Origin of the sequence: Citrobacter sp. wls826 (assembly GCF_005281245.1) — a bacterium.
GTDB lineage: Bacteria > Pseudomonadota > Gammaproteobacteria > Enterobacterales > Enterobacteriaceae > Citrobacter > Citrobacter braakii.
Map to the genome: position 1 here is coordinate 55,580 of NZ_SZWS01000024.1, position 24,638 is coordinate 80,217.

A 24,638-nucleotide genomic window follows, 5' to 3' on the forward strand; every position below is an offset into this window, starting at 1 on the left:
GCTGATCGATTATGCCTGGGATAACCCATTTGCCATGACAATCGATGACCTCGTCGACGCCATCAAACAGGGAAATATCTTTTTCTACCGCCACAATTCGGTCGGCATGAATGAGCAGGGAGCAGAGGCCTAAATCCTCGGGAGAAAAAACACGGGCATTGGTCAATAAAGTAAACATATCGGTCCTGTCAAACGTCGTGGGTGAGAGTCGGCAGGTGAAAAGGAATATTGTTGTTATGATGCCCACCATAAAGCCATTACTATAACTATGACTATTACCGATTTGGTATTGGAGGATGCGGTTATGGCATGGTGGAGAGTTCAACGTGGATTGTAAGTGGCTGGAAGATTTTCTGGCATTGAGTCAGCATGGAAACTACTCTCAGGCCGCGGCGCAGCGGCATATTACTCAACCCGCACTCAGTCGGCGTATAAAGGCGCTGGAAGAGGTGTTAGGGGTGCCGTTGTTTGACCGGACCACGACCCCCGTTACGCTGACACGCTATGGTGAACGCTTTGAACCCTATGCCCGGCACGTCCTCAGTACACTAACAGAGGCGCGCCACGAGCTATCGGCGATGACGCCAGCAACGGACAATACGCTGGTGATGGTTAGCCTGCATACGCTGTCGGTGAATATCCTGCCGGATATGATCAACTATCTGCGGCAGAGCGAACCGCAGTTAAATTTTACGGTTAATGCCAGTATTCAGGGGATAGACAACCACTTTAACGCCTTGATAGATCGGCAAATCGATCTTCTGGTGACCTACGATTTACCGTCTTCGCAGCCGGGGCTGGAGATTGCCGGAGGGTTAAAACGTTCACTATGGCGGTATGAGCGATTTATACCGGTTATTTCTGCGCAGTTGGCTAATGCGCTTAACGATCCGCATGTGCCGATCCCATGGCTATGCTATAGCGACTACACCTTTGTCAGACGCATTATTGAGCCAGCTGAACAACGCGTCCGCCCACGTCTGAAAAAAGTGTTTGAGAGTGGTTTAAGCGAAACGATACGAGAAATGGTGCTGCGGCATATGGGAATGGCATGGTTACCCGAATCGATGGTGGCGGAAGAGTTGGTGAACCAGCAAATTATTCACTGCTGGCCAGAAAACGCTGACCTGATTTGTGAAATCCCCGTTGTGGTATGGGCGAATCTTGACGATCAACGCGCCGTCATGCAGAGATGCTGGGAGAAGTTGCTGCGTTTTTGATTGATATGGCGATTTTTTCCGCAGTTGATACAATGCCAACAAATTGCCCTTGCGAAGGTTATTCGCTTTGGTTAGTATTCACACCCGCTTCAGTGGGAAACAGTAAACATTCCCGCTTTAATGGTCGAAGCATTGTACGCGGCAACTCCGCAAGGAACAGGTTGATTATGCACGAAGCTCTTTTAGTAGTTTTCCTTATTGTGGCAATTGGCCTGGTAGGCTTGATCATGCTGCAGCAAGGCAAAGGCGCTGATATGGGAGCCTCTTTTGGCGCAGGCGCTTCTGGTACTCTGTTTGGTTCAAGTGGTTCTGGTAACTTCATGACCCGCATGACAGCTGTATTGGGAACCTTGTTCTTCATCATCAGTCTGGTGCTGGGTAACATGAACAGCAATAAGACCAATAAAGGAAGTGAGTGGGAAAATCTGAGTGCACCGGCGAAAACCGAGCAAACTCAGCCAGCTGCTCCGGCTCAGCCGACCAGCGATATCCCACGCTAAGTATTCTGTACCGAGGTGGTGGAATTGGTAGACACGCTACCTTGAGGTGGTAGTGCCCTAACGGGCTTGTGGGTTCGAGTCCCATCCTCGGTACCAAATTCCAAAAAAAAGACGCTGCAAAGCGTCTTTTTTTTCGTCTGTCATTTGTGGTAGTTCTGTAGGTCGGATAAGACATTTAGGACGCCATCCGACTATTACAATACCTGATGATGCCTGGCTTATCAGGCCTCAGGGTCACAGAACATCCCTATTTTATGCGCATAAAAAAGGCCGCTTTCGCGGCCTGAAGATGATGAATATTTACTTTGCCTTGTTTTCCAGATTCTCAACCTGCGGCAGGCCGGTTGTGGAAGAGGCGGTCAGCAGGCCAGACTGCGCATAACCGAACAGCTTCTCGCGGGTATCAGTGATATCCAGATTACGCATGGTCAACTGACCGATACGATCATCCGGAGAGAATACCGAGTCGCCTTTTTCCATCGTCAGACGTTCTGGTTTGTAAGTCAGATTGTCAGACACGGTGTTGAGGATTGAGTAATCATTACCGCGACGCAGTTCCAGCGTCACTTCACCCGTAATCTGGCTGGCAACCCAACGCTGTAGACCGTCACGCAGCATCAGCGCCTGAGAGTCAAACCAGCGGCCCTGATACAACAGACGACCAAGCTGGCGACCGTGCGCGTGATACTGCTCGATGGTGTCTTCGTTGTGAATCCCGGTCAGCAGACGCTCGTAGGCGATGTGTAGCAATGCCATCCCCGGAGCTTCGTAGATGCCCCGGCTTTTCGCTTCAATGATACGGTTTTCAATCTGATCGCTCATACCCAGACCGTGACGACCGCCGATGCGGTTGGCTTCCAGCATCATCTCAACGTCGTCGCTGAAGGTTTTACCGTTCAGCGCAACCGGATGACCCTGCTCAAAACGCACGGTGACTTCTTCTGCCGGGATCTTCACGCTCTCATCCCAGAATTTCACGCCCATAATCGGGTTGACGATTTTGACGCTGGAGTTCAGAAACTCGAGGTCTTTTGCTTCGTGGGTCGCCCCGAGCATATTGGAGTCCGTTGAGTACGCTTTCTCAACGGACATCTTGTAGTCGAAACCACAGGCAATCATAAATTCGGACATCTCATGGCGACCGCCGAGTTCATCGATAAAATCGGTATCCAGCCATGGTTTGTAAATCTGCAGTTCGGCGTTGGTCAGCAGACCGTAACGATAGAAACGTTCAATATCGTTACCTTTATAGGTGCTACCGTCACCCCAGATATTTACGCCATCTTCTTTCATGGCCGCAACCAGCATGGTGCCGGTGACAGCACGGCCCAGCGGAGTGGTATTGAAATAGGTCAGTCCGCCGGTGGTGTTGTGGAATGCACCGCACTGAATCGCTGCGATCCCTTCGGCAACCAGCTGCTTACGGCAATCTACCAGGCGAGCATTCTCAGCACCATATTCCATTGCACGGCGAGGAATGGCGTCATAGTCATCCTCATCCGGCTGGCCCAAATTCGCAGTATATGCATATGGGACAGCCCCTTTTTGTCGCATCCACAGCAGTGCTGCACTGGTGTCCAGGCCGCCGGAAAAAGCGATACCAATACGTTGACCTACCGGGAGATGCTTGAGAATCGTCGTCATAAAATAAAACCCTGCTTGATAGACTGGTGAAGAGGTCGGCTTATTATACTAATTGCATTTTTATGCAAAATAAGTGAGTTTTCATTTAATCATCTTTTCTGGATGACAGGAAGAGTTTAGTGATAATTTCGTTAAATAACGGCGCGGGTGACACATTTATCTGGTCGAATATTCGCTGGGCAGCATTCATTGATTTGCATAGTCGTAACAAGGTTGACATACCGCATAGTGAATCAATATACTGTGCGCAGATTTTACGTCCCGTCCTCGGTACCAAATCCCAGCAGTATTTGCATTTTTTACCCAAAACGAGTAAAATTTGCCACGTTTCAGGCGCGGGGTGGAGCAGCCTGGTAGCTCGTCGGGCTCATAACCCGAAGGTCGTCGGTTCAAATCCGGCCCCCGCAACCACTTTCCCTTAGAGTTCTTTTTCAAATATACTGTGAAGACTTAGGCCTTCGTAGCTGGATTTGAAAAAAATTCTTTCGGAAGGTTTTCCGAACCGCAGGTGCGGTTATAGGGTTCAGTTATATAAAGCCCCGATTTATCGGGGTTTTTTGTTATCTGACTACAGAATAACTGGGCTTTAGGCCCTTTTTTTATGTCTTGGGGGTGGGCTTGTCCACATTAGAGCAAAAATTAACAGAGATGATTACAGCGCCAGTTGAAGCCCTGGGCTACGAGTTGGTCGGCATCGAATTTATTCGTGGTCGCACATCCACACTGCGCATCTATATTGATAGTGAAGATGGCATCAATGTTGATGATTGTGCTGATGTGAGCCATCAGGTAAGCGCCGTGATGGATGTCGAAGACCCAATCACCGTTGCCTACAACCTGGAAGTCTCCTCTCCGGGTCTCGACCGTCCTCTGTTCACAGCTGAACACTACGTGCGTTTCCTGGGTGAAGAAGTGACGCTGGTTCTTCGTATGGCGGTACAAAACCGTCGTAAATGGCAGGGCGTTATCAAAGCGGTGGATGGTGAGATGATCACGGTCACAGTCGAAGGTAAAGATGAAGTGTTCGCGCTGAGTAATATCCAGAAGGCGAACCTGGTTCCCCACTTTTAACAGTCTGGATTGAGGTGAAAAGCCCGCGATGAACAAAGAAATTTTGGCTGTTGTTGAAGCCGTATCCAACGAAAAAGCGCTGCCACGCGAGAAAATTTTTGAAGCGCTGGAAAGTGCGCTGGCTACAGCAACAAAGAAAAAATATGAGCAAGAGATCGACGTTCGCGTAGAAATCGATCGTAAAAGCGGTGATTTCGATACCTTCCGTCGTTGGGTAATCGTAGAAGAAGTTACTCAGCCGACCAAAGAAATTACGCTGGAAGCGGCACGCTTCGAAGACGAAAGCCTGAACGTGGGCGAATATGTTGAAGATCAGATTGAATCTGTCACCTTTGACCGTATCACCACCCAGACCGCGAAACAGGTTATCGTACAGAAAGTACGTGAAGCCGAACGCGCAATGGTTGTCGATCAGTTCCGCGAACACGAAGGCGAAATCGTCACCGGTGTGGTGAAGAAAGTTAACCGCGACAACATTTCTCTGGATCTGGGCAGCAATGCTGAAGCTGTGATCCTGCGTGAAGACATGCTGCCGCGTGAAAACTTCCGCCCAGGTGACCGTATTCGTGGCGTTCTTTACTCTGTACGCCCGGAAGCGCGCGGTGCCCAGCTGTTCGTAACCCGTTCCAAACCGGAAATGCTGATAGAGCTGTTCCGCATTGAAGTGCCGGAAATTGGCGAAGAAGTGATCGAAATTAAAGCGGCTGCTCGCGATCCGGGCTCACGTGCGAAAATCGCCGTTAAGACCAACGACAAGCGTATTGATCCGGTCGGCGCCTGTGTGGGTATGCGCGGTGCGCGCGTTCAGGCGGTTTCTACCGAACTGGGCGGCGAGCGTATCGATATCGTCCTGTGGGATGATAACCCGGCGCAGTTCGTGATTAACGCAATGGCGCCAGCAGACGTCGCTTCTATCGTGGTGGATGAAGACAAACACACCATGGATATCGCGGTTGAAGCCGGTAACCTGGCTCAGGCGATTGGACGTAATGGTCAGAACGTCCGCCTGGCTTCACAACTGAGCGGTTGGGAACTCAACGTGATGACCGTTGATGACCTGCAGGCGAAGCATCAGGCTGAAGCACATGCAGCCATTGATACCTTCACCAAATATCTCGATATCGATGAAGATTTCGCGACAGTTCTGGTAGAAGAAGGTTTTGCGACGCTGGAAGAACTGGCCTACGTGCCAATGAAAGAGCTGCTGGAAATTGACGGCCTGGATGAACAGACCGTTGAAGCGCTGCGCGAGCGTGCTAAAAACGCACTGACCACTCTGGCACTGGCCCAGGAAGAAAGTCTCGGTGATAACAAACCGGCTGACGATCTGCTGAATCTGGAAGGATTGGATCGTGAGATGGCCTTCAAACTGGCTGCCCGTGGTGTTTGTACGCTGGAAGATCTCGCTGAACAGGGCATTGATGATCTGGCTGATATCGAAGGGTTGACCGACGAAAAAGCCGGTGAGCTGATTATGGCTGCCCGTAATATTTGCTGGTTCGGCGACGAAGCGTAATAAACTGTAGCAGGAAGGAACAGTATGACAGATGTAACCGTAAAAACGCTGGCTGCAGAGATACAGACCTCCGTGGATCGCCTGGTACAGCAATTTGCTGATGCAGGTATCCCGAAGTCTGCTGACGACTCTGTGTCCGCACAAGAGAAACAAACCTTACTGGCGCATCTGAACCGTGAAAACGGCTCAGCGCCCGATAAGTTGACATTGCAGCGTAAAACGCGCAGTACTCTCAATATTCCAGGTACCGGTGGAAAAAGCAAATCGGTACAAATCGAAGTCCGCAAGACACGCACCTTTGTGAAACGCGATCCGCAAGAGGCTGAACGCCTTGCCGCGGAAGAGCAGGCGCAGCGTGAAGCGGAAGAGCAAGCCCGTCGTGAGGCAGAAGAAGCTGCCAAACGCGAGGCGCAACAAAAAGCCGAACGTGAGGCCGCAGAACAAGCTAAGCGTGAAGCCGCTGATAAAGCGAAACGTGAAGCTGCGGAAAAAGACAAAGTGAGCAATCAACAGACCGACGATATGACTAAAACCGCCCAGGCCGAAAAAGCCCGCCGTGAAAATGAAGCCGCAGAACTGAAGCGTAAAGCGGAAGAAGAAGCACGTCGTAAGCTTGAAGAAGAAGCGCGCCGCGTAGCGGAAGAAGCTCGCCGTATGGCGGAAGAAAACGAGAAGAATGGTGTGAATAACGCTGAACCTGTTGAAGATACCAGCGATTATCACGTCACCACCTCTCAGCATGCTCGCCAGGCAGAAGACGAGAACGATCGTGAAGTAGAAGGCGGCCGTGGTCGTACTCGCAGCACGAAAGCAGCGCGTCCGGCGAAGAAAGGTAACAAACACGCTGAATCTAAAGCTGACCGTGAAGAAGCGCGTGCAGCGGTTCGCGGCGGTAAAGGCGGTAAGCAGCGTAAAGGTTCCGCTCTGCAGCAGGGCTTCCAGAAGCCGGCTCAGGCCGTTAACCGTGACGTTGTGATCGGCGAAACCATCACCGTTGGCGATCTGGCGAACAAGATGGCAGTCAAAGGTTCCCAGGTCATCAAAGCGATGATGAAGCTGGGCGCAATGGCGACCATTAACCAGGTCATCGACCAGGAAACCGCACAGCTGGTTGCCGAAGAGATGGGCCACAAAGTTATCCTGCGTCGTGAAAACGAGCTGGAAGAAGCAGTAATGAGCGACCGTGACACCGGCGCTGCGGCAGAACCGCGCGCACCGGTAGTGACCATCATGGGTCACGTTGACCACGGTAAAACGTCTCTGCTGGACTACATTCGCTCCACGAAAGTTGCCTCTGGCGAAGCGGGTGGCATTACTCAGCACATCGGTGCGTACCATGTTGAAACTGACAACGGTATGATCACCTTCCTGGATACCCCGGGTCACGCCGCGTTTACCTCCATGCGTGCTCGTGGTGCTCAGGCAACGGATATCGTTGTTCTGGTTGTTGCAGCAGATGACGGCGTGATGCCGCAGACTATTGAAGCTATCCAGCACGCGAAAGCGGCAGGTGTGCCGGTAGTGGTTGCAGTCAACAAAATCGATAAACCAGAAGCGGATCCAGATCGCGTTAAAAACGAACTGTCCCAGTACGGCATCATGCCGGAAGATTGGGGCGGCGAGAGCCAGTTCGTCCACGTTTCTGCGAAAGCGGGTACCGGTATCGACGAACTGCTGGATGCTATCCTGTTGCAGGCCGAAGTACTGGAACTGAAAGCTGTGCGTAAAGGTATGGCGAGCGGTGCGGTTATCGAATCCTTCCTGGATAAAGGTCGTGGTCCGGTTGCTACCGTGCTGGTACGTGAAGGTACGCTGAACAAAGGCGACATCGTACTGTGTGGTTTCGAATACGGCCGCGTTCGTGCGATGCGTAACGAACTGGGTCAGGAAGTACTGGAAGCGGGTCCGTCCATTCCGGTGGAAATCCTGGGTCTGTCCGGTGTTCCGGCTGCGGGTGACGAAGTTACCGTTGTTCGTGACGAGAAGAAAGCCCGTGAAGTTGCACTGTACCGTCAGGGCAAATTCCGTGAAGTTAAACTGGCTCGTCAGCAGAAATCTAAACTGGAGAACATGTTCGCCAACATGACCGAAGGCGAAGTTCACGAAGTGAACATCGTTCTGAAGGCCGATGTTCAGGGTTCTGTAGAAGCGATTTCCGACTCTTTACTGAAACTGTCTACCGACGAAGTAAAAGTGAAGATTATCGGTTCTGGCGTAGGTGGTATCACCGAAACCGACGCGACCCTGGCTGCGGCATCCAACGCGATTCTGGTTGGCTTCAACGTCCGTGCTGATGCCTCTGCACGTAAAGTTATCGAATCAGAAAGCCTGGATCTGCGTTACTACTCCGTCATCTATCATCTGATCGACGAAGTGAAAGCAGCGATGAGCGGCATGCTGTCTCCGGAACTGAAACAGCAGATCATTGGTCTGGCTGAAGTTCGTGATGTGTTCAAATCACCGAAATTCGGCGCTATCGCAGGCTGTATGGTTACCGAAGGCACGATTAAACGTCACAACCCAATCCGCGTACTGCGCGACAACGTGGTTATCTATGAAGGCGAGCTGGAATCCCTGCGCCGCTTCAAGGATGACGTCAACGAAGTCCGTAACGGCATGGAATGTGGTATCGGCGTTAAGAACTACAACGACGTTCGCGTTGGCGATATGATCGAAGTGTTCGAGATTATCGAGATCAAACGTACCATCGCATAATCTTCGTCGTCTTTTGGGCCGCAACTGCGTTGGCTGCGCTCGATCACCCCGGTCACATAGTTATCTATGCTCCCGGGGATTAACGAGTTTTCCGCCTTGCTGCAACCCAAAATCCTTAGAAGATGATTAAGTGTAGGCTGGGGAAGCGAAGCGCCACCCGGCAAGAAATTTAAAAAGGGGCTTATGGCCCCTTTTTTGTCTTTATTCTGGAGAATTTATTATGGCGAAAGAATTTGGTCGCCCACAGCGTGTCGCGCAGGAGATGCAGAAAGAAATCGCACTCATCCTGCAACGCGAAATCAAAGACCCGCGTGTTGGTATGATGACCACCGTATCGGGTGTTGAGATGTCCCGAGACCTGGCATACGCTAAAGTGTTCGTGACTTTCCTCAACGATCAGGACGAAGCTGCCGTGAAAAACGGCATTAAGGCACTGCAGGAAGCCTCTGGTTTTATCCGCTCTCTGCTGGGTAAAGCAATGCGCCTGCGTATCGTGCCTGAGCTGACCTTCTTCTACGACAATTCGTTAGTTGAAGGGATGCGCATGTCCAACCTGGTGACCAGCGTGGTGAAACATGACGATGAGCGTCGTGTGAACCCAGCGGACGACAGCAAGGAGGACTGATGAGTCGTCCTCGTCGTCGTGGTCGCGACATTCACGGTGTTCTGCTGCTGGATAAGCCGCAGGGCATGTCCAGCAATGACGTACTGCAAAAAGTAAAGCGCATCTACAATGCCAACCGCGCGGGACATACCGGCGCGCTGGATCCGCTGGCGACAGGCATGCTGCCTATCTGCCTCGGTGAAGCGACTAAGTTTTCCCAGTATTTGCTGGATTCTGACAAACGCTATCGTGTGGTTGCCCGTCTGGGCCAGCGTACCGACACCTCCGATGCCGATGGGCAAATCGTGCAGGAGCGTCCGGTAACCTTCAGCGCAGAGCAGCTTGCCAGCGCGCTGGAGTCTTTCCGCGGCGATATCGAGCAGATTCCGTCAATGTATTCGGCGCTGAAGTACCAGGGTAAAAAGCTGTACGAATATGCGCGTCAGGGCATTGAAGTGCCGCGTGAAGCGCGCCCGATTACCGTCTATGAGCTGCTGTTTATTCGCCACGAAGGTAACGAGCTGGAGCTGGAAGTTCACTGCTCCAAAGGCACTTATATTCGCACCATCGTTGACGATCTCGGTGAGAAGCTGGGCTGCGGCGCGCACGTAACGTATCTGCGTCGTCTGACGGTCAGTAAGTATCCGGTGGATCGTATGGTTACGCTGGAACATCTGCATGAGCTGGTTGAACAGGCCGAACAGCAGAACATTCCGGCGGCGCAGCTGCTTGATCCTTTGCTGATGCCAATGGACAGTCCTGCATCGGACTACCCTGTTGTTAATTTGCCTTTAACATCGTCGGTTTACTTTAAAAATGGTAACCCGGTACGGACGTCAGGTGCGCCGCTTGAAGGGCTGGTGCGCGTGACGGAAGGCGATGACGGCAAGTTTATCGGCATGGGGGAGATGGACGATGAAGGTCGTGTCGCCCCTCGTCGCCTGGTGGTTGAGTATCCTGCATAGCGCTCTCTGTCTTGCGATAAAAGGGCGCTGCGAGTAGAATACTGCCGCTTAACGTCGCGTAAATTGTTTAACAATCTGCGTGGCGTGTACACAAAATCATTCGAGCTGCATCAAGGCGGCAGGTCTGAGGATCCTCAGGAGCTTACTCAGGTAAGTGACCGAGGTGAGCGGACACAGCCAGCGCAGGGTCAGTTTGAAGAAGGCGTGTATACACTGGGATAGCTGAATTAGAGATCGGCATCCTTTCATTCTTAACACTTTGGAGTTTTAAAATGTCTCTAAGTACTGAAGCTACCGCTAAAATCGTTTCTGAGTTTGGTCGTGATGCAAACGACACCGGTTCTACCGATGTTCAGGTTGCTCTGTTGACTGCACAGATTAACCACCTGCAGGGCCACTTTGCAGAGCACAAAAAAGATCACCACAGCCGTCGTGGTCTGCTGCGCATGGTTTCTCAGCGTCGTAAACTGCTCGACTACCTGAAACGTAAAGATGTTGCACGTTACACCGCGCTGATCGAGCGTCTGGGTCTGCGTCGCTAATTCTTTCGAGTTTCAGAAAGAGGGGGCCTTCATGGCCCCTTTTTTCCAGCAGATGGCAGCAATTCGCTGGAAACTAATGTATTGTTGCTATGAATGATCTTCCGTTGCAGAGGTTCGCGCGGCTAATGAGAGGCTTTACTCATGTTTATGGGTTAGGGTTGTCATTAGTCGCGAGGATGCGCAGAAGATCGGGTATTAACGATGGCGCAAAAATGTGCCGTCAAAAAATAGAGAAAGGATATTAATTTGCTTAATCCGATCGTTCGTAAATTCCAGTACGGTCAGCATACCGTTACGCTGGAAACCGGCATGATGGCGCGTCAGGCGACTGCCGCTGTTATGGTTAGCATGGATGACACTGCGGTATTCGTTACCGTTGTTGGCCAGAAAAAAGCGAAACCAGGCCAGGACTTTTTCCCACTGACCGTTAACTATCAGGAGCGTACCTACGCTGCTGGCCGTATCCCGGGTAGCTTCTTCCGTCGTGAAGGCCGTCCGAGTGAAGGCGAAACTCTGATCGCGCGTCTGATTGACCGCCCGGTTCGCCCGCTGTTCCCGGAAGGCTTCGTTAACGAAGTTCAGGTTATCGCGACCGTTGTTTCCGTTAACCCGCAGGTTAACCCGGATATCGTGGCAATGATTGGTGCATCTGCTGCGCTGACTCTGTCTGGTATCCCGTTCAACGGCCCGATCGGTGCTGCACGTGTTGGTTACATCAATGACCAGTACGTACTGAACCCGACTCAGGACGAACTGAAAGAAAGCAAGCTGGACCTGGTTGTTGCTGGTACTGAAGCTGCCGTACTGATGGTTGAATCCGAAGCTGAACTGCTGAGCGAAGACCAGATGCTGGGCGCTGTAGTATTCGGCCACGAACAGCAGCAGGTTGTTATTCAGGCTATCAACGAGCTGGCGAAAGAAGCTGGCAAACCGCGTTGGGACTGGCAGCCAGAAGCCGTCAACGAAGCGCTGAACGCACGCGTTGCCGCACTGGCAGAAGCTCGTCTGAGCGATGCTTACCGTATCACTGACAAACAAGAGCGTTACGCTCAGGTTGACGTGATCAAATCTGAAACCATCGCGACTCTGGTGGCTGAAGACGAAACCCTGGACGCTAACGAACTGGGTGAAATCCTGCACGCTATCGAGAAAAATGTTGTTCGTAGCCGCGTACTGGCAGGCGAGCCGCGTATCGATGGTCGTGAAAAAGATATGATCCGTGGTCTGGACGTGCGTACTGGCGTTCTGCCGCGTACCCACGGTTCCGCACTGTTCACCCGTGGTGAAACTCAGGCGCTGGTTACTGCGACCCTGGGCACCACTCGTGATGCGCAGAACCTTGACGAGCTGATGGGCGAGCGTACTGACAACTTCCTGTTCCACTACAACTTCCCTCCGTACTGCGTAGGTGAAACCGGTATGGTCGGTTCTCCGAAGCGTCGTGAGATTGGTCACGGTCGTCTGGCGAAGCGTGGCGTACTGGCAGTGATGCCGGAACTGGATAAATTCCCGTACACCGTACGTGTAGTTTCTGAAATCACCGAATCTAACGGTTCTTCTTCCATGGCTTCCGTATGTGGTGCTTCTCTGGCGCTGATGGACGCAGGCGTGCCGATCAAAGCTGCCGTTGCGGGTATCGCGATGGGTCTGGTGAAAGAAGGCGACAACTTTGTTGTTCTGTCTGACATCCTGGGCGACGAAGACCACCTGGGCGATATGGACTTCAAAGTGGCGGGTTCCCGCGACGGTATCTCTGCACTGCAGATGGATATCAAAATTGAAGGTATCACCAAAGAGATCATGCAGGTTGCTCTGAACCAGGCTAAAGGTGCGCGTCTGCACATCCTGGGTGTGATGGAACAAGCGATCAACGCACCGCGTGGTGACATTTCTCAGTTCGCTCCGCGTATCCACACCATCAAGATCAGCCCGGACAAGATCAAAGACGTTATCGGTAAAGGCGGTTCTGTTATCCGTGCTCTGACCGAAGAAACCGGCACCACCATTGAAATTGAAGATGATGGTACTGTGAAGATTGCTGCGACCGACGGCGAGAAAGCGAAATATGCTATCCGTCGTATCGAAGAGATCACCGCAGAGATCGAAGTAGGCCGTATCTACAATGGTAAAGTGACCCGTATCGTTGACTTTGGCGCATTCGTTGCCATTGGTGGCGGTAAAGAAGGTCTGGTACACATCTCTCAGATCGCTGACAAACGCGTTGAGAAAGTGACCGATTACCTGCAGATGGGCCAGGAAGTACCGGTCAAAGTTCTGGAAGTAGATCGCCAGGGCCGTGTACGTCTGAGCATTAAAGAAGCAACTGAGCAGTCTCAGCCTGCAGGCGAACCGGAAGCTCCGGCAAGCCAGGGCGAGTAAGGTTGCCATTGCCCTCCGTGAAAGCGGAGGGCTTTTAACCCGGCAGGACGCCTTGTTAGCAACCGGGGAACCTGGACGTTCATTCAATCGTTGTCTTCGGGAGTGGGAAATGAAGCCTTTTTTGCGCTGGTGTTTCGTTGCGACAGCACTCACGCTGGCTGGATGCAGTAATTCCGCCTGGCGTAAGAGTGAAGTCCTCGCAGTACCATTGCAACCGACTTTGCAGCAGGAAGTGATTCTGGCACGTATGGAACAAATTCTTGCCAGTCGGGCTTTAACCGATGACGAACGCGCACAGCTTTTATATGAGCGCGGAGTGTTGTATGATAGTCTCGGTCTGAGGGCACTGGCGCGAAATGATTTTTCACAAGCGCTGGCAATCCGACCAGATATGCCTGAAGTATTCAATTACTTAGGTATATATTTAACGCAGGCAGGCAATTTTGATGCTGCCTATGAAGCGTTTGATTCTGTACTTGAGCTTGATCCAACTTACAACTACGCGCACTTAAATCGCGGTATCGCATTGTATTACGGCGGTCGCGACAAGTTAGCGCAAGATGATCTGCTAGCGTTTTATCAAGACGATCCCAATGATCCTTTCCGTAGTCTGTGGCTTTATCTCGCCGAGCAGAAGCTCGATGAGAAGCAGGCTAAAGAAGCGTTAAAGCAACGCTTTGAGAAATCGGATAAAGAGCAATGGGGATGGAACATTGTCGAGTTCTACCTGGGCAACATTAGCGAAGCAACGCTGATGGAACGCCTAAAGGCGGACGCAACGGATAACACCTCGCTCGCTGAGCATCTCAGTGAAACCAACTTCTATTTAGGTAAGTACTACCTAAGTCTGGGGGATTTGGACAACGCTACGGCATTGTTCAAACTGGCGGTGGCTAACAACGTTCATAACTTTGTTGAGCACCGATACGCATTGTTGGAATTATCGCTCCTGGGCCAGGACCAAGATGACCTGGCAGAATCGGACCAGCAATAGCTGACGTACACATCAGCCCGTAATCTTTTTTGATTGCCATCACCTTCACGGGTGAGGGCGTTGTTGTTCGTTAATACACCTACTTTGAGCCGGTTCACACTTTTCAATGAAAATTGCAGATCAATTTCATGATGAGTTATGTAGACTGGCCGCCATTAATTTTGAGGCACACGTACTACATGGCTGAATTCGAAACCACTTTTGCAGATCTGGGCCTGAAGGCTCCTATCCTTGAAGCCCTTACCGATCTGGGTTACGAAAAACCATCTCCAATCCAGGCAGAGTGCATTCCGCATCTGCTGGGCGGCCGCGATGTTCTGGGTATGGCCCAGACGGGTAGCGGCAAAACTGCAGCGTTCTCTTTACCGCTGCTCAACAATCTTGATCCTGAGCTGAAGGCACCTCAGATTCTGGTGCTGGCACCGACCCGCGAACTGGCGGTTCAGGTTGCAGAAGCCATGACGGATTTTTCTAAACACATGCGCGGCGTGAACGTGGTTGCCCTGTACGGCGGCCAGCGTTATGACGTGCAATTACGTGCCCTGCGTCAGGGACCACAGATCGTTGTCGGTACGCCGGGCCGTCTGCTGGATCACCTGAAGCGCGGTACTCTGGACCTCTCCAAACTGAGCGGTCTGGTACTGGACGAAGCTGATGAAATGCTGCGTATGGGCTTCATCGAAGACGTTGAAACCATCATGGCGCAGATCCCGGAAGGTCATCAGACCGCTCTGTTCTCCGCGACTATGCCGGAAGCGATTCGTCGTATTACCCGCCGCTTTATGAAAGAGCCGCAGGAAGTACGCATTCAGTCCAGCGTAACTACCCGTCCTGACATCAGCCAGAGCTATTGGACCGTCTGGGGCATGCGTAAAAATGAAGCGCTGGTGCGTTTCCTGGAAGCAGAAGACTTTGATGCGGCGATTATCTTCGTTCGTACCAAAAATGCGACCCTGGAAGTGGCTGAAGCGCTGGAGCGTAGCGGTTATAGCAGCGCTGCACTGAACGGCGACATGAACCAGTCCCTGCGTGAGCAGACTCTGGAGCGTCTGAAAGATGGCCGTCTGGATATTCTGATTGCTACCGACGTTGCGGCCCGTGGCCTGGACGTTGAGCGTATCAGCCTGGTTGTTAACTACGACATCCCGATGGATTCCGAATCTTACGTTCACCGTATCGGCCGTACCGGTCGTGCGGGCCGTGCGGGTCGTGCGCTGCTGTTCGTTGAGAACCGTGAGCGTCGTCTGCTGCGTAACATCGAACGCACCATGAAGCTGACTATTCCGGAAGTAGAACTGCCGAACGCAGACCTGCTGGGCAAACGCCGTCTGGAAAAATTCGCCGCTAAAGTACAGCAGCAGCTGGAAAGCAGCGATCTGGATCAGTACCGTGCTCTGCTGGCGAAAATGCAGCCGGAAGAAGAACTGGATATCGAAACGCTGGCAGCCGCACTGCTGAAAATGGCTCAGGGCGAACGTCCGCTGATCCTGCCGCCAGATGCGCCGATGCGTCCGAAACGCGAATTCCGCGACCGTGACGATCGTGGTCCGCGTGACCGCAACGATCGTGGCCCGCGTGGTGACCGTAATGACCGTGGTGGTGAAGACCGTCCGCGTCGTGAACGTCGTGACGTTGGCGATATGCAGCTGTACCGCATTGAAGTGGGCCGTGATGACGGTGTTGAAGTCCGTCATATCGTTGGTGCGATTGCTAACGAAGGCGATATCAGCAGCCGTTACATCGGTAACATCAAGCTGTTTGCTTCCCACTCAACCATCGAGCTGCCGAAAGGTATGCCGGGCGACGTGCTGCAGCACTTTACCCGTACTCGCATCCTGAACAAGCCGATGAACATGCAGCTGGTTGGCGATGCAGTTCCGCACACCGGTGGTGAGCGTCGTGGCGGTGGCCGTTTCAGCGGTGAGCGTCGTGAAGGCGGTCGTGGCGAAGGTCGTGGTTTCAGCGGTGAGCGTCGTGAAGGCGGTCGTAGCGAAGGTCGTCGTTTCAGCGGCGAACGTCGTGAAGGCAACCGCGGTCCGCGTCGTGACGATTCTTCTGCTCCGCGTCGTGATGATTCCGCTGGTCGTCGTCGTTTCGGCGGTGATGCGTAATCCATGCGAAATTACGGTTTAATACCGTAAAGTAAAATATACAGCCCCGATCTCAACAATCGGGGCTTTTTTTATTTCATTTGTACTCGTGTACTGGTACAGTGCAGCACATTGAAATGTAGTCACAATATAAATGACTGGAGAGATGGCTAAATGGCAACACTAACCACCACCCAAACGTCACCTTCGCTGCTTGGCGGCGTGGTGATCATCGGCGGCACCATTATTGGCGCAGGGATGTTTTCTCTGCCAGTGGTCATGTCCGGGGCGTGGTTCTTCTGGTCAATGGCGGCGCTGATCTTCACCTGGTTTTGCATGCTGCACTCCGGGCTGATGATCCTTGAAGCTAACCTCAATTACCGCATTGGTTCCAGCTTTGACACCATCACGAAAGATCTGCTGGGCAAAGGCTGGAACGTTGTGAACGGCATCTCGATTGCTTTCGTTCTCTATATCCTTACCTATGCGTATATCTCGGCGAGCGGTTCGATCCTGCATCACACCTTCTCGGAGATGTCGCTGAACGTTCCGGCGCGTGCGGCAGGTCTTGGTTTTGCGCTGCTGGTGGCGTTCGTGGTGTGGTTAAGCACCAAAGCGGTTAGCCGCATGACGGCGATTGTGCTGGGCGCGAAGGTGATTACTTTTTTCCTGACCTTCGGCAGTCTGCTGGGGCATGTTACGCCTACTACGCTGTTTAACGTGGCGCAGAGCAACGCTTCGTATACGCCGTACTTGCTGATGACGTTACCGTTCTGCCTGGCCTCATTCGGCTATCACGGCAACGTCCCGAGCCTGATGAAGTACTACGGCAAAGATCCGAAAACCATCGTGAAGTGCCTGGTGTACGGCACGCTGCTGGCGCTGGTGCTGTATACCGTATGGTTGCTGGGGACGATGGGTAACATCCCGCGTCCGGAATTTATCGGTATTGCGCAGCAGGGCGGTAACATTGATGTGCTGGTACAGGCGCTGAGCGGCGTGTTGAACAGCCGCAGTCTGGATCTGCTGCTGGTGGTGTTCTCCAACTTTGCGGTGGCGAGTTCATTCCTCGGGGTCACGCTCGGTCTGTTTGACTATTTGGCGGATCTGTTTGGCTTTGATGACTCGGCAATGGGACGTTTTAAAACGGCATTGCTGACGTTTGTCCCGCCGATTGTCGGTGGCCTGCTGTGGCCGAACGGTTTCCTGTACGCCATTGGCTATGCAGGGCTTGCCGCGACCATCTGGGCCGCCATTGTTCCGGCGCTGCTGGCCCGTAAATCCCGCGAGCGTTTTGGCAGCCCGAAATTCCGTGTCTGGGGCGGCAAGCCGATGATTGCGCTGATCCTGGTATTCGGTATCGGCAACGCGGTTATCCATATTCTGTCGAGCGTGAATTTGTTGCCTGTGTACCAGTAACCTTTTAGTGCCGGATGGCGGTTGCGCCTAATCCGGCCTATACGATCTCGTAGGCCCGGTAAGCCAAATGCCACCGGGCAAAACAACGATTACCCCACCAACTCTTCTTTCACCTGCATCGCCAGGTCAAACGAATGTAGACGTGCCTGATGATCAAAAATCTGGCCGTTAACCATAATTTCATCGGCCTGGGTTTCACGCAAAATGGCGTCGAGACCGTGTCGCACTTTCGCCTTATCACCAACCAGCGACATGCTCAGCGCCTGTTGTACGCCGTACTGCTCAGAAGCGGACCACAGCTGATGCATATTCTCTACCGGTGGCGGTAGCTGGCCGGTTTCGCCACGACGCAGTTTCACAAACGCCTGCTGCATTGAGGTGAAAAGAAATTCGGCATCGCGGTTGCTGTCGGCGGCAATGATGTTGATGCACACCATCGCATACGGTTTTGCCAGCCGCTCAGAGGCCTTGAACTGGGTGCGATACAGATGCAGCGCCTGATGCAACATATCCGGAGCAAAGTGCGAGGCGAAGGCAAATGGCAGGCCGAGCTGGGCTGCCAGCTGTGCGCTGTACAGACTGGAGCCTAATAACCAGACCGGGATCTGCTCGCCGTAGCCGGGAACCGGGCGTACATGAGGATTTGGATCGCGGGCGTCGAACCAGTCCACCAGTTCAGCTACGTCGCGCGGGAAGTTATCGATATCACCACTCATATGGCGGCGCAACGCGCGCATGGTCGGCTGGTCGCTACCCGGCGCGCGGCCAAGCCCGAGATCGATTCGTCCCGGATACAGCGTATTCAGGGTACCGAACTGCTCGGCGATCACCAGCGGCGAATGGTTGGGCAGCATAACGCCGCCAGAACCAAGATGCAGCGTGGTGGTATTGGCCGCCAGATAGCCAATCAGCACAGAGGTCGCCGCGCTGGCGATGCCGGTCATATTGTGATGTTCTGCCAGCCAGTAGCGGTGGTAGCCGCGCTTTTCGGCCAGTCGAGCGAGATCAAGCGAGTGTGTGAAGGCCTCTTTTGCCGAAGATCCTTCAGGGATCGGCGCCAGATCCAGCACCGAGAACGGAATAGTTTTGTCAGTCATAACGGCTCACTTTGTTACCGGTTAATCTTTTAATACTGCATTAAAGATTAGCGAATGTTGTTAACAAAGTGAGCTATTAATCACGGCTGTAGTTCAAGACCTGCCAGCCGTTTCCAGTAGCCGTTGCAGTCGCTGTGGGCAGCAAGCGGTAATGGGGCAGTGCCATTTTCATTGGCGCGGAAGGCATCAAGCATGGCGAACGTGTCGCTGCCTGAAGGGGACAGACGCACAATATCAACCAGACCCTGCATTGATGTCAGCTCGTTGCCGAGGTTGTAAACATAGCCGCTCATGGTTTGGATGCCGTTGAGGACAAAGACCTGCTGATTCTCCTGCGACAGCACATCGCGCCCATTCGGGTATTTGATGCAGCAGGTTTCACACTCGTCTTTTGGACGGTCTTCAGAGCGTGCGGTAAAGCAGCGGGCAGAGTACGCCAGCGGCAGATGCCCGTAGCTCAGTACCTCTACTTCAAACTGATTGCGAATACCCAGCTCTTCACACTGGTTAAGCAGATTGACCAGCCAGTCACGGGACAGTTCTACCGGCATACACCAGCGCACCATGCCCTGCCTGAGCAGCAAACGCAGGGTTACCGCGTTGTAGCAGTTGAGCGCATGCCCGGCGACAAACGGCAGCTTACGCTCGGCACACATGTTTACCACGCCGAGATCGCTGGCTTCCAGCAGGAAGTCGCCGTTTTCGACATAGCGCTTCAGCTCTCCCAGTTCAGAGGAGGCCTGCACCAGCGCCAGCGTTGACAGCACCACCTGTTTACCGCTGCCAGCGAGCGATTTCGCCATATCGATCCAGTCGCCTACTTTGGTAGCGCGGCGTTTACTGCACACCGCTTCGCCAAGATAGATAACGTCGGCCTGGCTGGTGGCGGCCTGCTGATAAAAATCTTCCAGCGTTTCTTTCGGCCAGTACCACAGCACCGGCCCTAAGGAATATTTCATTGCTTCTCTCACTGCCATTTACGGTGATACGCGCCAAGCGTGGTCTGCGTGCCTTCGGACATTGAACCGAGCGTTTCCATCCACGCGGCCTGTGGGGCGTAGTTTTGCGGGTCGGCCATACAGCGGTCGATCGCCTGGCGCCACACTTTCGCCACCTGGCTGACGTAGGCCGGGCTACGCTGACGCCCTTCGATTTTTACCGAGGCAATATTGGCCGCCAGCAGTTCTGGCAGCAGCTCCAGCGTATTCAGGCTGGTGGGTTCTTCCAGCGCATGATAGCGCTCGCCATCAACCAGATAGCGGCCTTTACACAGCGTCGGATAACCGGCGTTTTCTCCGTCCTGATAACGGTCGATCAGCACTTCATTAAGACGGGATTCCAGCCCTTGTTGGGTCTGCTGCCAGCGAACAAAACGGGCAGGAGAGCAGGCGCCAACCGTATTAGGAGACTCGCCCGTCAGATAGGATGAAAGATAGCAGCGGCCTTCCGCCATAATGCACAGACTGCCAAAGGCGAACACTTCCAGGGGAACTGGCGTGACGCGAGCGAGTTGCTTCACCTGGTGAATAGACAGTACGCGCGGCAGCACCACGCGGGCGACATCAAAGTTGCGATGATAGAAATTAATCGCCTCTTCATTGGTTGCAGATGCCTGAACAGAGACATGACGCTCAATATGCGGGTAGCGCTCTGCGGCATACTCAAGCATGGCGAGGTCGGCGAGGATCAGCGCATCCGCACCCAGTTGCGCCGCCATATCTACGGCACGTTGCCAGCGCGCGTAACCATCCGGATGCGCAAAGGTGTTAATCGCGATGTGCAGCTTACGGCGGTGCTGATGGACAAAACTCACCGCTTCCTGCAATTTTTTCTCGGTAAAATTAAGGCCGGCGAAATGACGGGCGTTGGTATCATCTTTCAGCCCGATGTAGACCGCATCAGCGCCGTTCTCGATGGCCGCCTTAAGCGCCGGGAGGTTTCCGGCAGGGCAGAGCAGCTCCATAATTTATCCTGAACGTTGCGCCGTAAAGGGCGCAGAAATGTTAACGAAGAGGGATTTTAGTTAACCTTGCTGAGACAATTTTTGATTTGAGGCAGTTAAAGTCGTATTGGTGATACCAATAAGAGGTAACAATTTCGTAGCGAATTGTTGATTTATGCCGCTATGTCGTTTATTTGATATGGCAAAATAGCAGGATAATTGAAACAGGGAGTAAAGCTCGTGTTGGATAAACTGCGTTCACGCTTAGTACATTTTGGTCCTTCTCTGATGAGTGTACCGGTTAAACTGACGCCCTTTGCGCTGAAGCGCCAGGTTCTGGAGCAGGTCCTGAGCTGGCAGTTTAGTCAGGCGCTGGCCGATGGGGAGCTGGAGTTTCTCGACGGTCGCTGGCTGAGCATTCATGTGCGTGACATTGGCCTTAAATGGTATACCTCTGTTGAGAACGATAAACTTATCGTCAGCCAGAATGCAGAGGCGGATGTGAGTTTTAGCGCGGATGCCAGCGATCTCCTGATGATCGCGGCGCGTAAGCAGGATCCGGATACGCTGTTCTTCCAGCGTCGCCTGGTGATTGAAGGTGATACAGAATTAGGGCTGTATGTAAAAAATCTGATGGACGCCATCGAACTGGATCAGATGCCTAAAGCGTTGCGCGTCATGCTGATGCAGTTGGCGGATTTTGTTGAGGCGGGAATGAAAACGTCGCCAGAAACCAAACAGACTTCGGTAGGTGAGCCATGCTGATTCGAGTTGAAATTCCCATTGATGCCCCAGGTATTGATGCATTGCTGCGTCGTTCATTTGAGAGCGATGCGGAAGCGAAATTAGTGCACGACCTGCGTGAAGACGGTTTCATAACGCTGGGTCTGGTTGCTACCGATGACGAAGGTCAGGTAGTGGGTTACGTCGCGTTCAGCCCTGTCGATGTCCAGGGCGAAGATCTGCAATGGGTCGGCATGGCGCCGCTCGCGGTGGATGAAAACTACCGTGGGCAGGGCCTGGCGCGTCAGCTGGTCTATGAAGGACTCGATTCCCTGAACGAGTTTGGTTACGCCGCGGTGGTTACGCTGGGCGATCCGGCGCTGTACAGCCGCTTTGGTTTTGAGCTGGCTGCCCATCATGACCTGCGTTGCCGCTGGCCGGGCACCGAAAGCGCGTTCCAGGTTCATCGCCTGGCGGACGATGCGCTGGAGGGTGTGACGGGCCTTGTGGAATACCACGACTACTTCAATCGTTTTTAAGCGCCGGGGGTTTGCAGGCTGCTCAGTAGTGCCTCAAGCCCTTCGCCTTCAACAAGGCGCTCTTTCTGCCGCTTTGTAAGCTGTTTGACGCGATATTCTAAGCGCAGGGCCAGCGAACGGTCGCCGACCTGAGCCGCAAATGCCAACGTGAGTTCCCCCTTTCCGCGCAGCGCCTTCGCGCCTTTCCCACTTTGATGCTGCTTATAGCGGCGCTGCACATCGGTGGTTATTCCGGTGTATAAGGCGTTGTCCGCAGTACGGATCAGGTACAGATACCAGGGTGTCATTGTCACCATCGACGTGATAATTTTCAGGTCTACAGTATAAAAGAGAACAGAAATGGAAACACTGACTGCGGTGACCCGCTGGCTGGCAAAGCAGCACGTCGTGACCTGGTGTGTACATCATGACGGTGAATTATGGTGCGCCAATGCGTTTTACCTGTTTGATGCGCAGAAGATGGTGTTCTATGTGCTGACCGAAGAGAAAACGCGCCATGCGCAGATGTCCGGGCCGCGCGCGCCGATAGCCGGAACGGTAAATGGTCAGCCCAAAACGGTCGCCCTGATTCGCGGCGTACAGTTTAAAGGGGAAATCCGGCGTCTTGAAGGGCAGGAGAGTGAAGCCGCGCGTAACGCCTACAACCGCCGTTTCCCGGTCGCCAGAATGCTGCCAGCGCCCGTATGGGAGATTCGACTGGATGAAGTCAAATTCACGGACAACACGCTGGGCTTTGGCAAAAAAATGCACTGGCAACGTGATCTATAGTTAATAGAGTGATTAAAGAGTCAGGGGAAGATTAGCGATGAGTCAGGTGTTAATAACAGGCGCAACGGGGCTGGTAGGCGGAAATTTGCTGCGTATGCTGCTCAATGAACCCCGGGTCAATGCCATCACGGCGCCGACACGTCGACCGCTGGCTGATACGGCTGGCGTCTATAATCCCTATGATCCGCAGCTAACCGATGCGCTGGCGCAGGTCACCGATCCGGTAGATATTGTCTTTTGTTGTCTGGGAACCACCCGGCGAGAAGCGGGTAGCAAAGAAGCGTTTATCCATGCTGACTATACGCTGGTGGTGGACACGGCCCTGACGGGGCGTCGGTTGGGCGCTCAGCATATGCTGGTGGTCAGTTCGATGGGTGCCAATGCCAATTCACCGTTTTTTTATAACCGGGTGAAAGGGGAAATGGAGCAGGCGCTGATCGCGCAAAATTGGCCGCGGCTGACGATTGTTCGGCCTTCAATGTTACTCGGAGAACGGGATAAACAGCGGGCGAATGAAAGGTTTTTAGCGCCGTTATTTCGGCTGCTGCCGGGGAACTGGAAGTCGATTGAGGCGCGTGATGTAGCCCGGGCTATGCTGGCGGAGGCACTGGCACCTGGACATGAAGGCGTTTCGATCCTGACCTCTTCCGAACTGCGCGAAAGAGCCAAATAAAATGCCGGAGAGGACGCTCTGGCGTCCCCATCCGGCATTTGTAGCAGTCTTACTTAATAAACGTAAAAGCCGTCGTGACGCGTTTCACGCCGCTTACCCGGCTGGCGATGTCTGCCGCAGCCTTCGCTTCACGTTCAGTCACCAGACCCAACAGGAACACTTCCCCGTTTTCGGTGGTGACTTTCACGTTAGAGGATTTCACCTGATCGCTGGTCAGCAACTGGGAACGTACTTTAGTGGTTATCCAGGTATCGTTAGACGCATCGCCCAGGCCGATTGGCTGACCCTGACGGATCTCATTAAAGACCTCAGTGGTACCTTCTACACCCATCGCAATCTGTTTTGCCCGCGCAGACAGTTCGCTATTTGGCGACTGACCGACCAGCAGCACTTTACCCTGATACGCGCTCACGTTGATACGCGCCTCTTTCTTGATCTGGGCATCTTTCGACAACGCGGTATTGACGCGTAATTCCAGGGTTCCGTCATCTACCTGGGTGCCTACACTGCGAGGATCCGTCGCGGCTTTGGTGCCGACAGCAGCAGTTCCGACAACGGCGGCAGCGACACAGCCTTGCAGCAGCAGGGCAGCGATAATCACAGCAAGCGGCGAAAATGCCTTCATGTGTACTCCTTAATCATCCTGGTGAGGGAAAAGCGTGTTATCGATGAGATCGCAAAGGCAGTTGACCGTCAGCATATGCATTTCCTGAACGCGGGCGCTGTGGTGTGAAGGGATACGGATTTCAACATCCTGCGGCCCCAGTAACCCGGCCAGCTCCCCTCCGTCATACCCGGTCAGTGCGACAATTGTCATGTCGCGTGTCACGGCGGCTTCAACGGCTTTTACGATATCGCGGCTATTACCACGCGTAGAGATTGCCAGTAGAACATCACCTGCATGTCCCAGCGCACGGACTTGTTTTGCATAAACTTCGTCGTGCAGGCGATCGTTGGCAATCGCAGTTAAGACCACATTATCAGTATTTAGTGCAATCGCAGGTAAACTTGGGCGCTCTGTTTCAAAACGATTGATCATGCTGGCAGCAAAATGCTGTGCGTTGGCAGCGGACGTCCCATTACCACAACAGAGAATTTTGTTGCCATTGAGCAGGGACTGAACCAGCGTCATGGCTGCACGGGAGATCGCATCCGGAAGTGCTTCAGCCGCAGCTATCTGAGTTTGAATGCTTTCTGTAAAGCAGACTTTAATTCTATCTAACACGCTAATCCTTAA

The 24,638-nt window shown here is 53.1% G+C and carries 23 protein-coding genes, 2 tRNA genes and 2 pseudogenes; 19 read left to right on the top strand and 8 right to left on the bottom strand.

Translation table 11 applies throughout. From position 1 onward, the window contains the following. Positions 1–178: pseudogene (locus FDW87_RS21835) on the bottom strand (beta-aspartyl-peptidase); the annotation flags it as partial. A gap of 148 nt (positions 179–326) precedes the next feature. Here FDW87_RS21835 and FDW87_RS05325 point away from each other — a divergent pair. The 3 genes from FDW87_RS05325 (at position 327) to FDW87_RS05335 (ending at position 1,816) form a co-directional block, all read left to right on the top strand. Further along, complete coding sequence (locus FDW87_RS05325; protein ID WP_016154668.1) at positions 327–1,220, top strand: LysR family transcriptional regulator; 894 nt, start codon at positions 327–329, stop codon at positions 1,218–1,220. Between the two features lie 167 nt (positions 1,221–1,387). Beyond that, the gene (gene secG, locus FDW87_RS05330) at positions 1,388–1,720 is read left to right on the top strand and encodes a preprotein translocase subunit SecG (protein WP_003025000.1); all 333 of its coding nucleotides are present in this window, start codon (positions 1,388–1,390) and stop codon (positions 1,718–1,720) included. A gap of 9 nt (positions 1,721–1,729) precedes the next feature. Beyond that, positions 1,730–1,816, top strand: a tRNA-Leu gene (locus FDW87_RS05335). A 204-nt stretch (positions 1,817–2,020) separates the two neighbouring features. Here the strand turns inward: FDW87_RS05335 and argG are convergent. After that, positions 2,021–3,364, bottom strand: a complete 1,344-nt coding sequence (gene argG, locus FDW87_RS05340) for an argininosuccinate synthase (RefSeq protein ID WP_003024998.1) — start codon at positions 3,362–3,364, stop codon at positions 2,021–2,023. A gap of 334 nt (positions 3,365–3,698) precedes the next feature. Between argG and FDW87_RS05345 the strand changes: the two genes are divergently transcribed. From FDW87_RS05345 to mtr, 12 genes are all read left to right on the top strand, one after another. Beyond that, positions 3,699–3,775: transfer RNA gene (locus tag FDW87_RS05345), tRNA-Met, on the top strand. Between the two features lie 207 nt (positions 3,776–3,982). After that, entirely contained in the window at positions 3,983–4,435 is a 453-nt protein-coding gene (rimP, locus tag FDW87_RS05350) for a ribosome maturation factor RimP (protein ID WP_003024996.1), read from the top strand. A gap of 28 nt (positions 4,436–4,463) precedes the next feature. After that, entirely contained in the window at positions 4,464–5,951 is a 1,488-nt protein-coding gene (nusA, locus tag FDW87_RS05355) for a transcription termination factor NusA (RefSeq protein WP_003024992.1), read from the top strand. Positions 5,952–5,975: 24 nt separating this feature from the next. Continuing rightward, positions 5,976–8,666, top strand: coding sequence for a translation initiation factor IF-2 (gene infB, locus FDW87_RS05360; protein WP_016154667.1), 2,691 nt, complete (start codon positions 5,976–5,978; stop codon positions 8,664–8,666). A gap of 220 nt (positions 8,667–8,886) precedes the next feature. Next, positions 8,887–9,291 carry a 30S ribosome-binding factor RbfA gene (gene rbfA, locus FDW87_RS05365; protein WP_003024988.1) on the top strand — a complete coding sequence of 135 codons (405 nt, stop codon included), beginning with the start codon at positions 8,887–8,889 and terminating at the stop codon, positions 9,289–9,291. Continuing rightward, complete coding sequence (gene truB / locus FDW87_RS05370) at positions 9,291–10,235, top strand: tRNA pseudouridine(55) synthase TruB (RefSeq protein WP_049270842.1); 945 nt, start codon at positions 9,291–9,293, stop codon at positions 10,233–10,235. The genes rbfA and truB overlap by 1 nt, the downstream gene beginning before the upstream one ends. A 272-nt stretch (positions 10,236–10,507) precedes the next feature. After that, positions 10,508–10,777, top strand: a complete 270-nt coding sequence (rpsO, locus tag FDW87_RS05375; RefSeq protein ID WP_000059465.1) for a 30S ribosomal protein S15 — start codon at positions 10,508–10,510, stop codon at positions 10,775–10,777. A gap of 246 nt (positions 10,778–11,023) precedes the next feature. Next, the gene (gene pnp / locus FDW87_RS05380) at positions 11,024–13,156 is read left to right on the top strand and encodes a polyribonucleotide nucleotidyltransferase (protein ID WP_008785911.1); all 2,133 of its coding nucleotides are present in this window, start codon (positions 11,024–11,026) and stop codon (positions 13,154–13,156) included. Positions 13,157–13,265: 109 nt separating this feature from the next. Then, positions 13,266–14,150: a lipoprotein NlpI gene (nlpI, locus tag FDW87_RS05385; RefSeq protein ID WP_003024982.1), complete on the top strand. Its 885-nt coding sequence runs from the start codon at positions 13,266–13,268 to the stop codon at positions 14,148–14,150. A 106-nt stretch (positions 14,151–14,256) separates the two neighbouring features. After that, positions 14,257–14,337 (top strand): protein YrbN, encoded by an 81-nt coding sequence (yrbN, locus tag FDW87_RS05390; RefSeq protein ID WP_010723222.1) that lies wholly within the window; start codon positions 14,257–14,259, stop codon positions 14,335–14,337. Next, a complete protein-coding gene (locus tag FDW87_RS05395) occupies positions 14,330–16,261 on the top strand; it encodes a DEAD/DEAH family ATP-dependent RNA helicase (protein WP_016157565.1) in 1,932 nt (643 codons plus the stop codon). The genes yrbN and FDW87_RS05395 overlap by 8 nt, the downstream gene beginning before the upstream one ends. A gap of 153 nt (positions 16,262–16,414) precedes the next feature. After that, the gene (mtr, locus tag FDW87_RS05400) at positions 16,415–17,659 is read left to right on the top strand and encodes a tryptophan permease (RefSeq protein ID WP_016154664.1); all 1,245 of its coding nucleotides are present in this window, start codon (positions 16,415–16,417) and stop codon (positions 17,657–17,659) included. An 89-nt stretch (positions 17,660–17,748) separates the two neighbouring features. Here the strand turns inward: mtr and FDW87_RS05405 are convergent, their stop codons facing one another. From FDW87_RS05405 to FDW87_RS05415, 3 genes are all read right to left on the bottom strand, one after another. Next, entirely contained in the window at positions 17,749–18,756 is a 1,008-nt protein-coding gene (locus FDW87_RS05405) for a luciferase-like monooxygenase (protein WP_094761384.1), read from the bottom strand. A gap of 80 nt (positions 18,757–18,836) precedes the next feature. Further along, a complete protein-coding gene (locus tag FDW87_RS05410; protein ID WP_019077776.1) occupies positions 18,837–19,715 on the bottom strand; it encodes a U32 family peptidase in 879 nt (292 codons plus the stop codon). A gap of 8 nt (positions 19,716–19,723) precedes the next feature. Beyond that, positions 19,724–20,719 (bottom strand): peptidase U32 family protein, encoded by a 996-nt coding sequence (locus FDW87_RS05415; RefSeq protein WP_016154661.1) that lies wholly within the window; start codon positions 20,717–20,719, stop codon positions 19,724–19,726. Between the two features lie 219 nt (positions 20,720–20,938). Between FDW87_RS05415 and FDW87_RS05420 the strand changes: the two genes are divergently transcribed. After that, the gene (locus FDW87_RS05420; RefSeq protein WP_016154660.1) at positions 20,939–21,463 is read left to right on the top strand and encodes an SCP2 domain-containing protein; all 525 of its coding nucleotides are present in this window, start codon (positions 20,939–20,941) and stop codon (positions 21,461–21,463) included. Next, the gene (locus FDW87_RS05425; protein WP_016157563.1) at positions 21,457–21,960 is read left to right on the top strand and encodes a GNAT family N-acetyltransferase; all 504 of its coding nucleotides are present in this window, start codon (positions 21,457–21,459) and stop codon (positions 21,958–21,960) included. The genes FDW87_RS05420 and FDW87_RS05425 overlap by 7 nt, the downstream gene beginning before the upstream one ends. Here the strand turns inward: FDW87_RS05425 and FDW87_RS05430 are convergent. Next, positions 21,947–22,256 (bottom strand): annotated as a pseudogene (locus FDW87_RS05430) (GIY-YIG nuclease family protein). The gene FDW87_RS05425 and the pseudogene FDW87_RS05430 overlap by 14 nt on opposite strands. A gap of 43 nt (positions 22,257–22,299) precedes the next feature. Here FDW87_RS05430 and FDW87_RS05435 point away from each other — a divergent pair. Beyond that, positions 22,300–22,728 carry a YhbP family protein gene (locus FDW87_RS05435; protein ID WP_016157562.1) on the top strand — a complete coding sequence of 143 codons (429 nt, stop codon included), beginning with the start codon at positions 22,300–22,302 and terminating at the stop codon, positions 22,726–22,728. Between the two features lie 37 nt (positions 22,729–22,765). Continuing rightward, on the top strand, positions 22,766–23,401 hold the full coding sequence (locus FDW87_RS05440; RefSeq protein ID WP_016154656.1) for an NAD(P)H-binding protein: 636 nt from the start codon (positions 22,766–22,768) through the stop codon (positions 23,399–23,401). Positions 23,402–23,450: 49 nt separating this feature from the next. On the opposite strand, the gene dolP is transcribed toward FDW87_RS05440, so the two are convergent. Further along, positions 23,451–24,026, bottom strand: coding sequence for a division/outer membrane stress-associated lipid-binding lipoprotein (gene dolP, locus FDW87_RS05445; RefSeq protein ID WP_003024954.1), 576 nt, complete (start codon positions 24,024–24,026; stop codon positions 23,451–23,453). 9 nt (positions 24,027–24,035) lie between these two features. Continuing rightward, on the bottom strand, positions 24,036–24,626 hold the full coding sequence (gene diaA, locus FDW87_RS05450) for a DnaA initiator-associating protein DiaA (RefSeq protein ID WP_003024948.1): 591 nt from the start codon (positions 24,624–24,626) through the stop codon (positions 24,036–24,038). Between the last annotated feature and the right edge of the window lie 12 nt (positions 24,627–24,638).

Coding starts and splice junctions, on each gene's coding strand:
- secG (WP_003025000.1), top strand. CDS start 1,388: ATGCACGAAGCTCTTTTAGTAGTTTTCCTTATTGTGGCAATTGGCCTG.
- argG (WP_003024998.1), bottom strand. CDS start 3,364: ATGACGACGATTCTCAAGCATCTCCCGGTAGGTCAACGTATTGGTATC.
- nusA (WP_003024992.1), top strand. CDS start 4,464: ATGAACAAAGAAATTTTGGCTGTTGTTGAAGCCGTATCCAACGAAAAA.
- infB (WP_016154667.1), top strand. CDS start 5,976: ATGACAGATGTAACCGTAAAAACGCTGGCTGCAGAGATACAGACCTCC.
- rbfA (WP_003024988.1), top strand. CDS start 8,887: ATGGCGAAAGAATTTGGTCGCCCACAGCGTGTCGCGCAGGAGATGCAG.
- truB (WP_049270842.1), top strand. CDS start 9,291: ATGAGTCGTCCTCGTCGTCGTGGTCGCGACATTCACGGTGTTCTGCTG.
- rpsO (WP_000059465.1), top strand. CDS start 10,508: ATGTCTCTAAGTACTGAAGCTACCGCTAAAATCGTTTCTGAGTTTGGT.
- nlpI (WP_003024982.1), top strand. CDS start 13,266: ATGAAGCCTTTTTTGCGCTGGTGTTTCGTTGCGACAGCACTCACGCTG.
- yrbN (WP_010723222.1), top strand. CDS start 14,257: ATGAAAATTGCAGATCAATTTCATGATGAGTTATGTAGACTGGCCGCC.
- FDW87_RS05395 (WP_016157565.1), top strand. CDS start 14,330: ATGGCTGAATTCGAAACCACTTTTGCAGATCTGGGCCTGAAGGCTCCT.
- mtr (WP_016154664.1), top strand. CDS start 16,415: ATGGCAACACTAACCACCACCCAAACGTCACCTTCGCTGCTTGGCGGC.
- FDW87_RS05405 (WP_094761384.1), bottom strand. CDS start 18,756: ATGACTGACAAAACTATTCCGTTCTCGGTGCTGGATCTGGCGCCGATC.
- FDW87_RS05410 (WP_019077776.1), bottom strand. CDS start 19,715: ATGAAATATTCCTTAGGGCCGGTGCTGTGGTACTGGCCGAAAGAAACG.
- FDW87_RS05415 (WP_016154661.1), bottom strand. CDS start 20,719: ATGGAGCTGCTCTGCCCTGCCGGAAACCTCCCGGCGCTTAAGGCGGCC.
- FDW87_RS05425 (WP_016157563.1), top strand. CDS start 21,457: ATGCTGATTCGAGTTGAAATTCCCATTGATGCCCCAGGTATTGATGCA.
- FDW87_RS05435 (WP_016157562.1), top strand. CDS start 22,300: ATGGAAACACTGACTGCGGTGACCCGCTGGCTGGCAAAGCAGCACGTC.
- FDW87_RS05440 (WP_016154656.1), top strand. CDS start 22,766: ATGAGTCAGGTGTTAATAACAGGCGCAACGGGGCTGGTAGGCGGAAAT.
- dolP (WP_003024954.1), bottom strand. CDS start 24,026: ATGAAGGCATTTTCGCCGCTTGCTGTGATTATCGCTGCCCTGCTGCTG.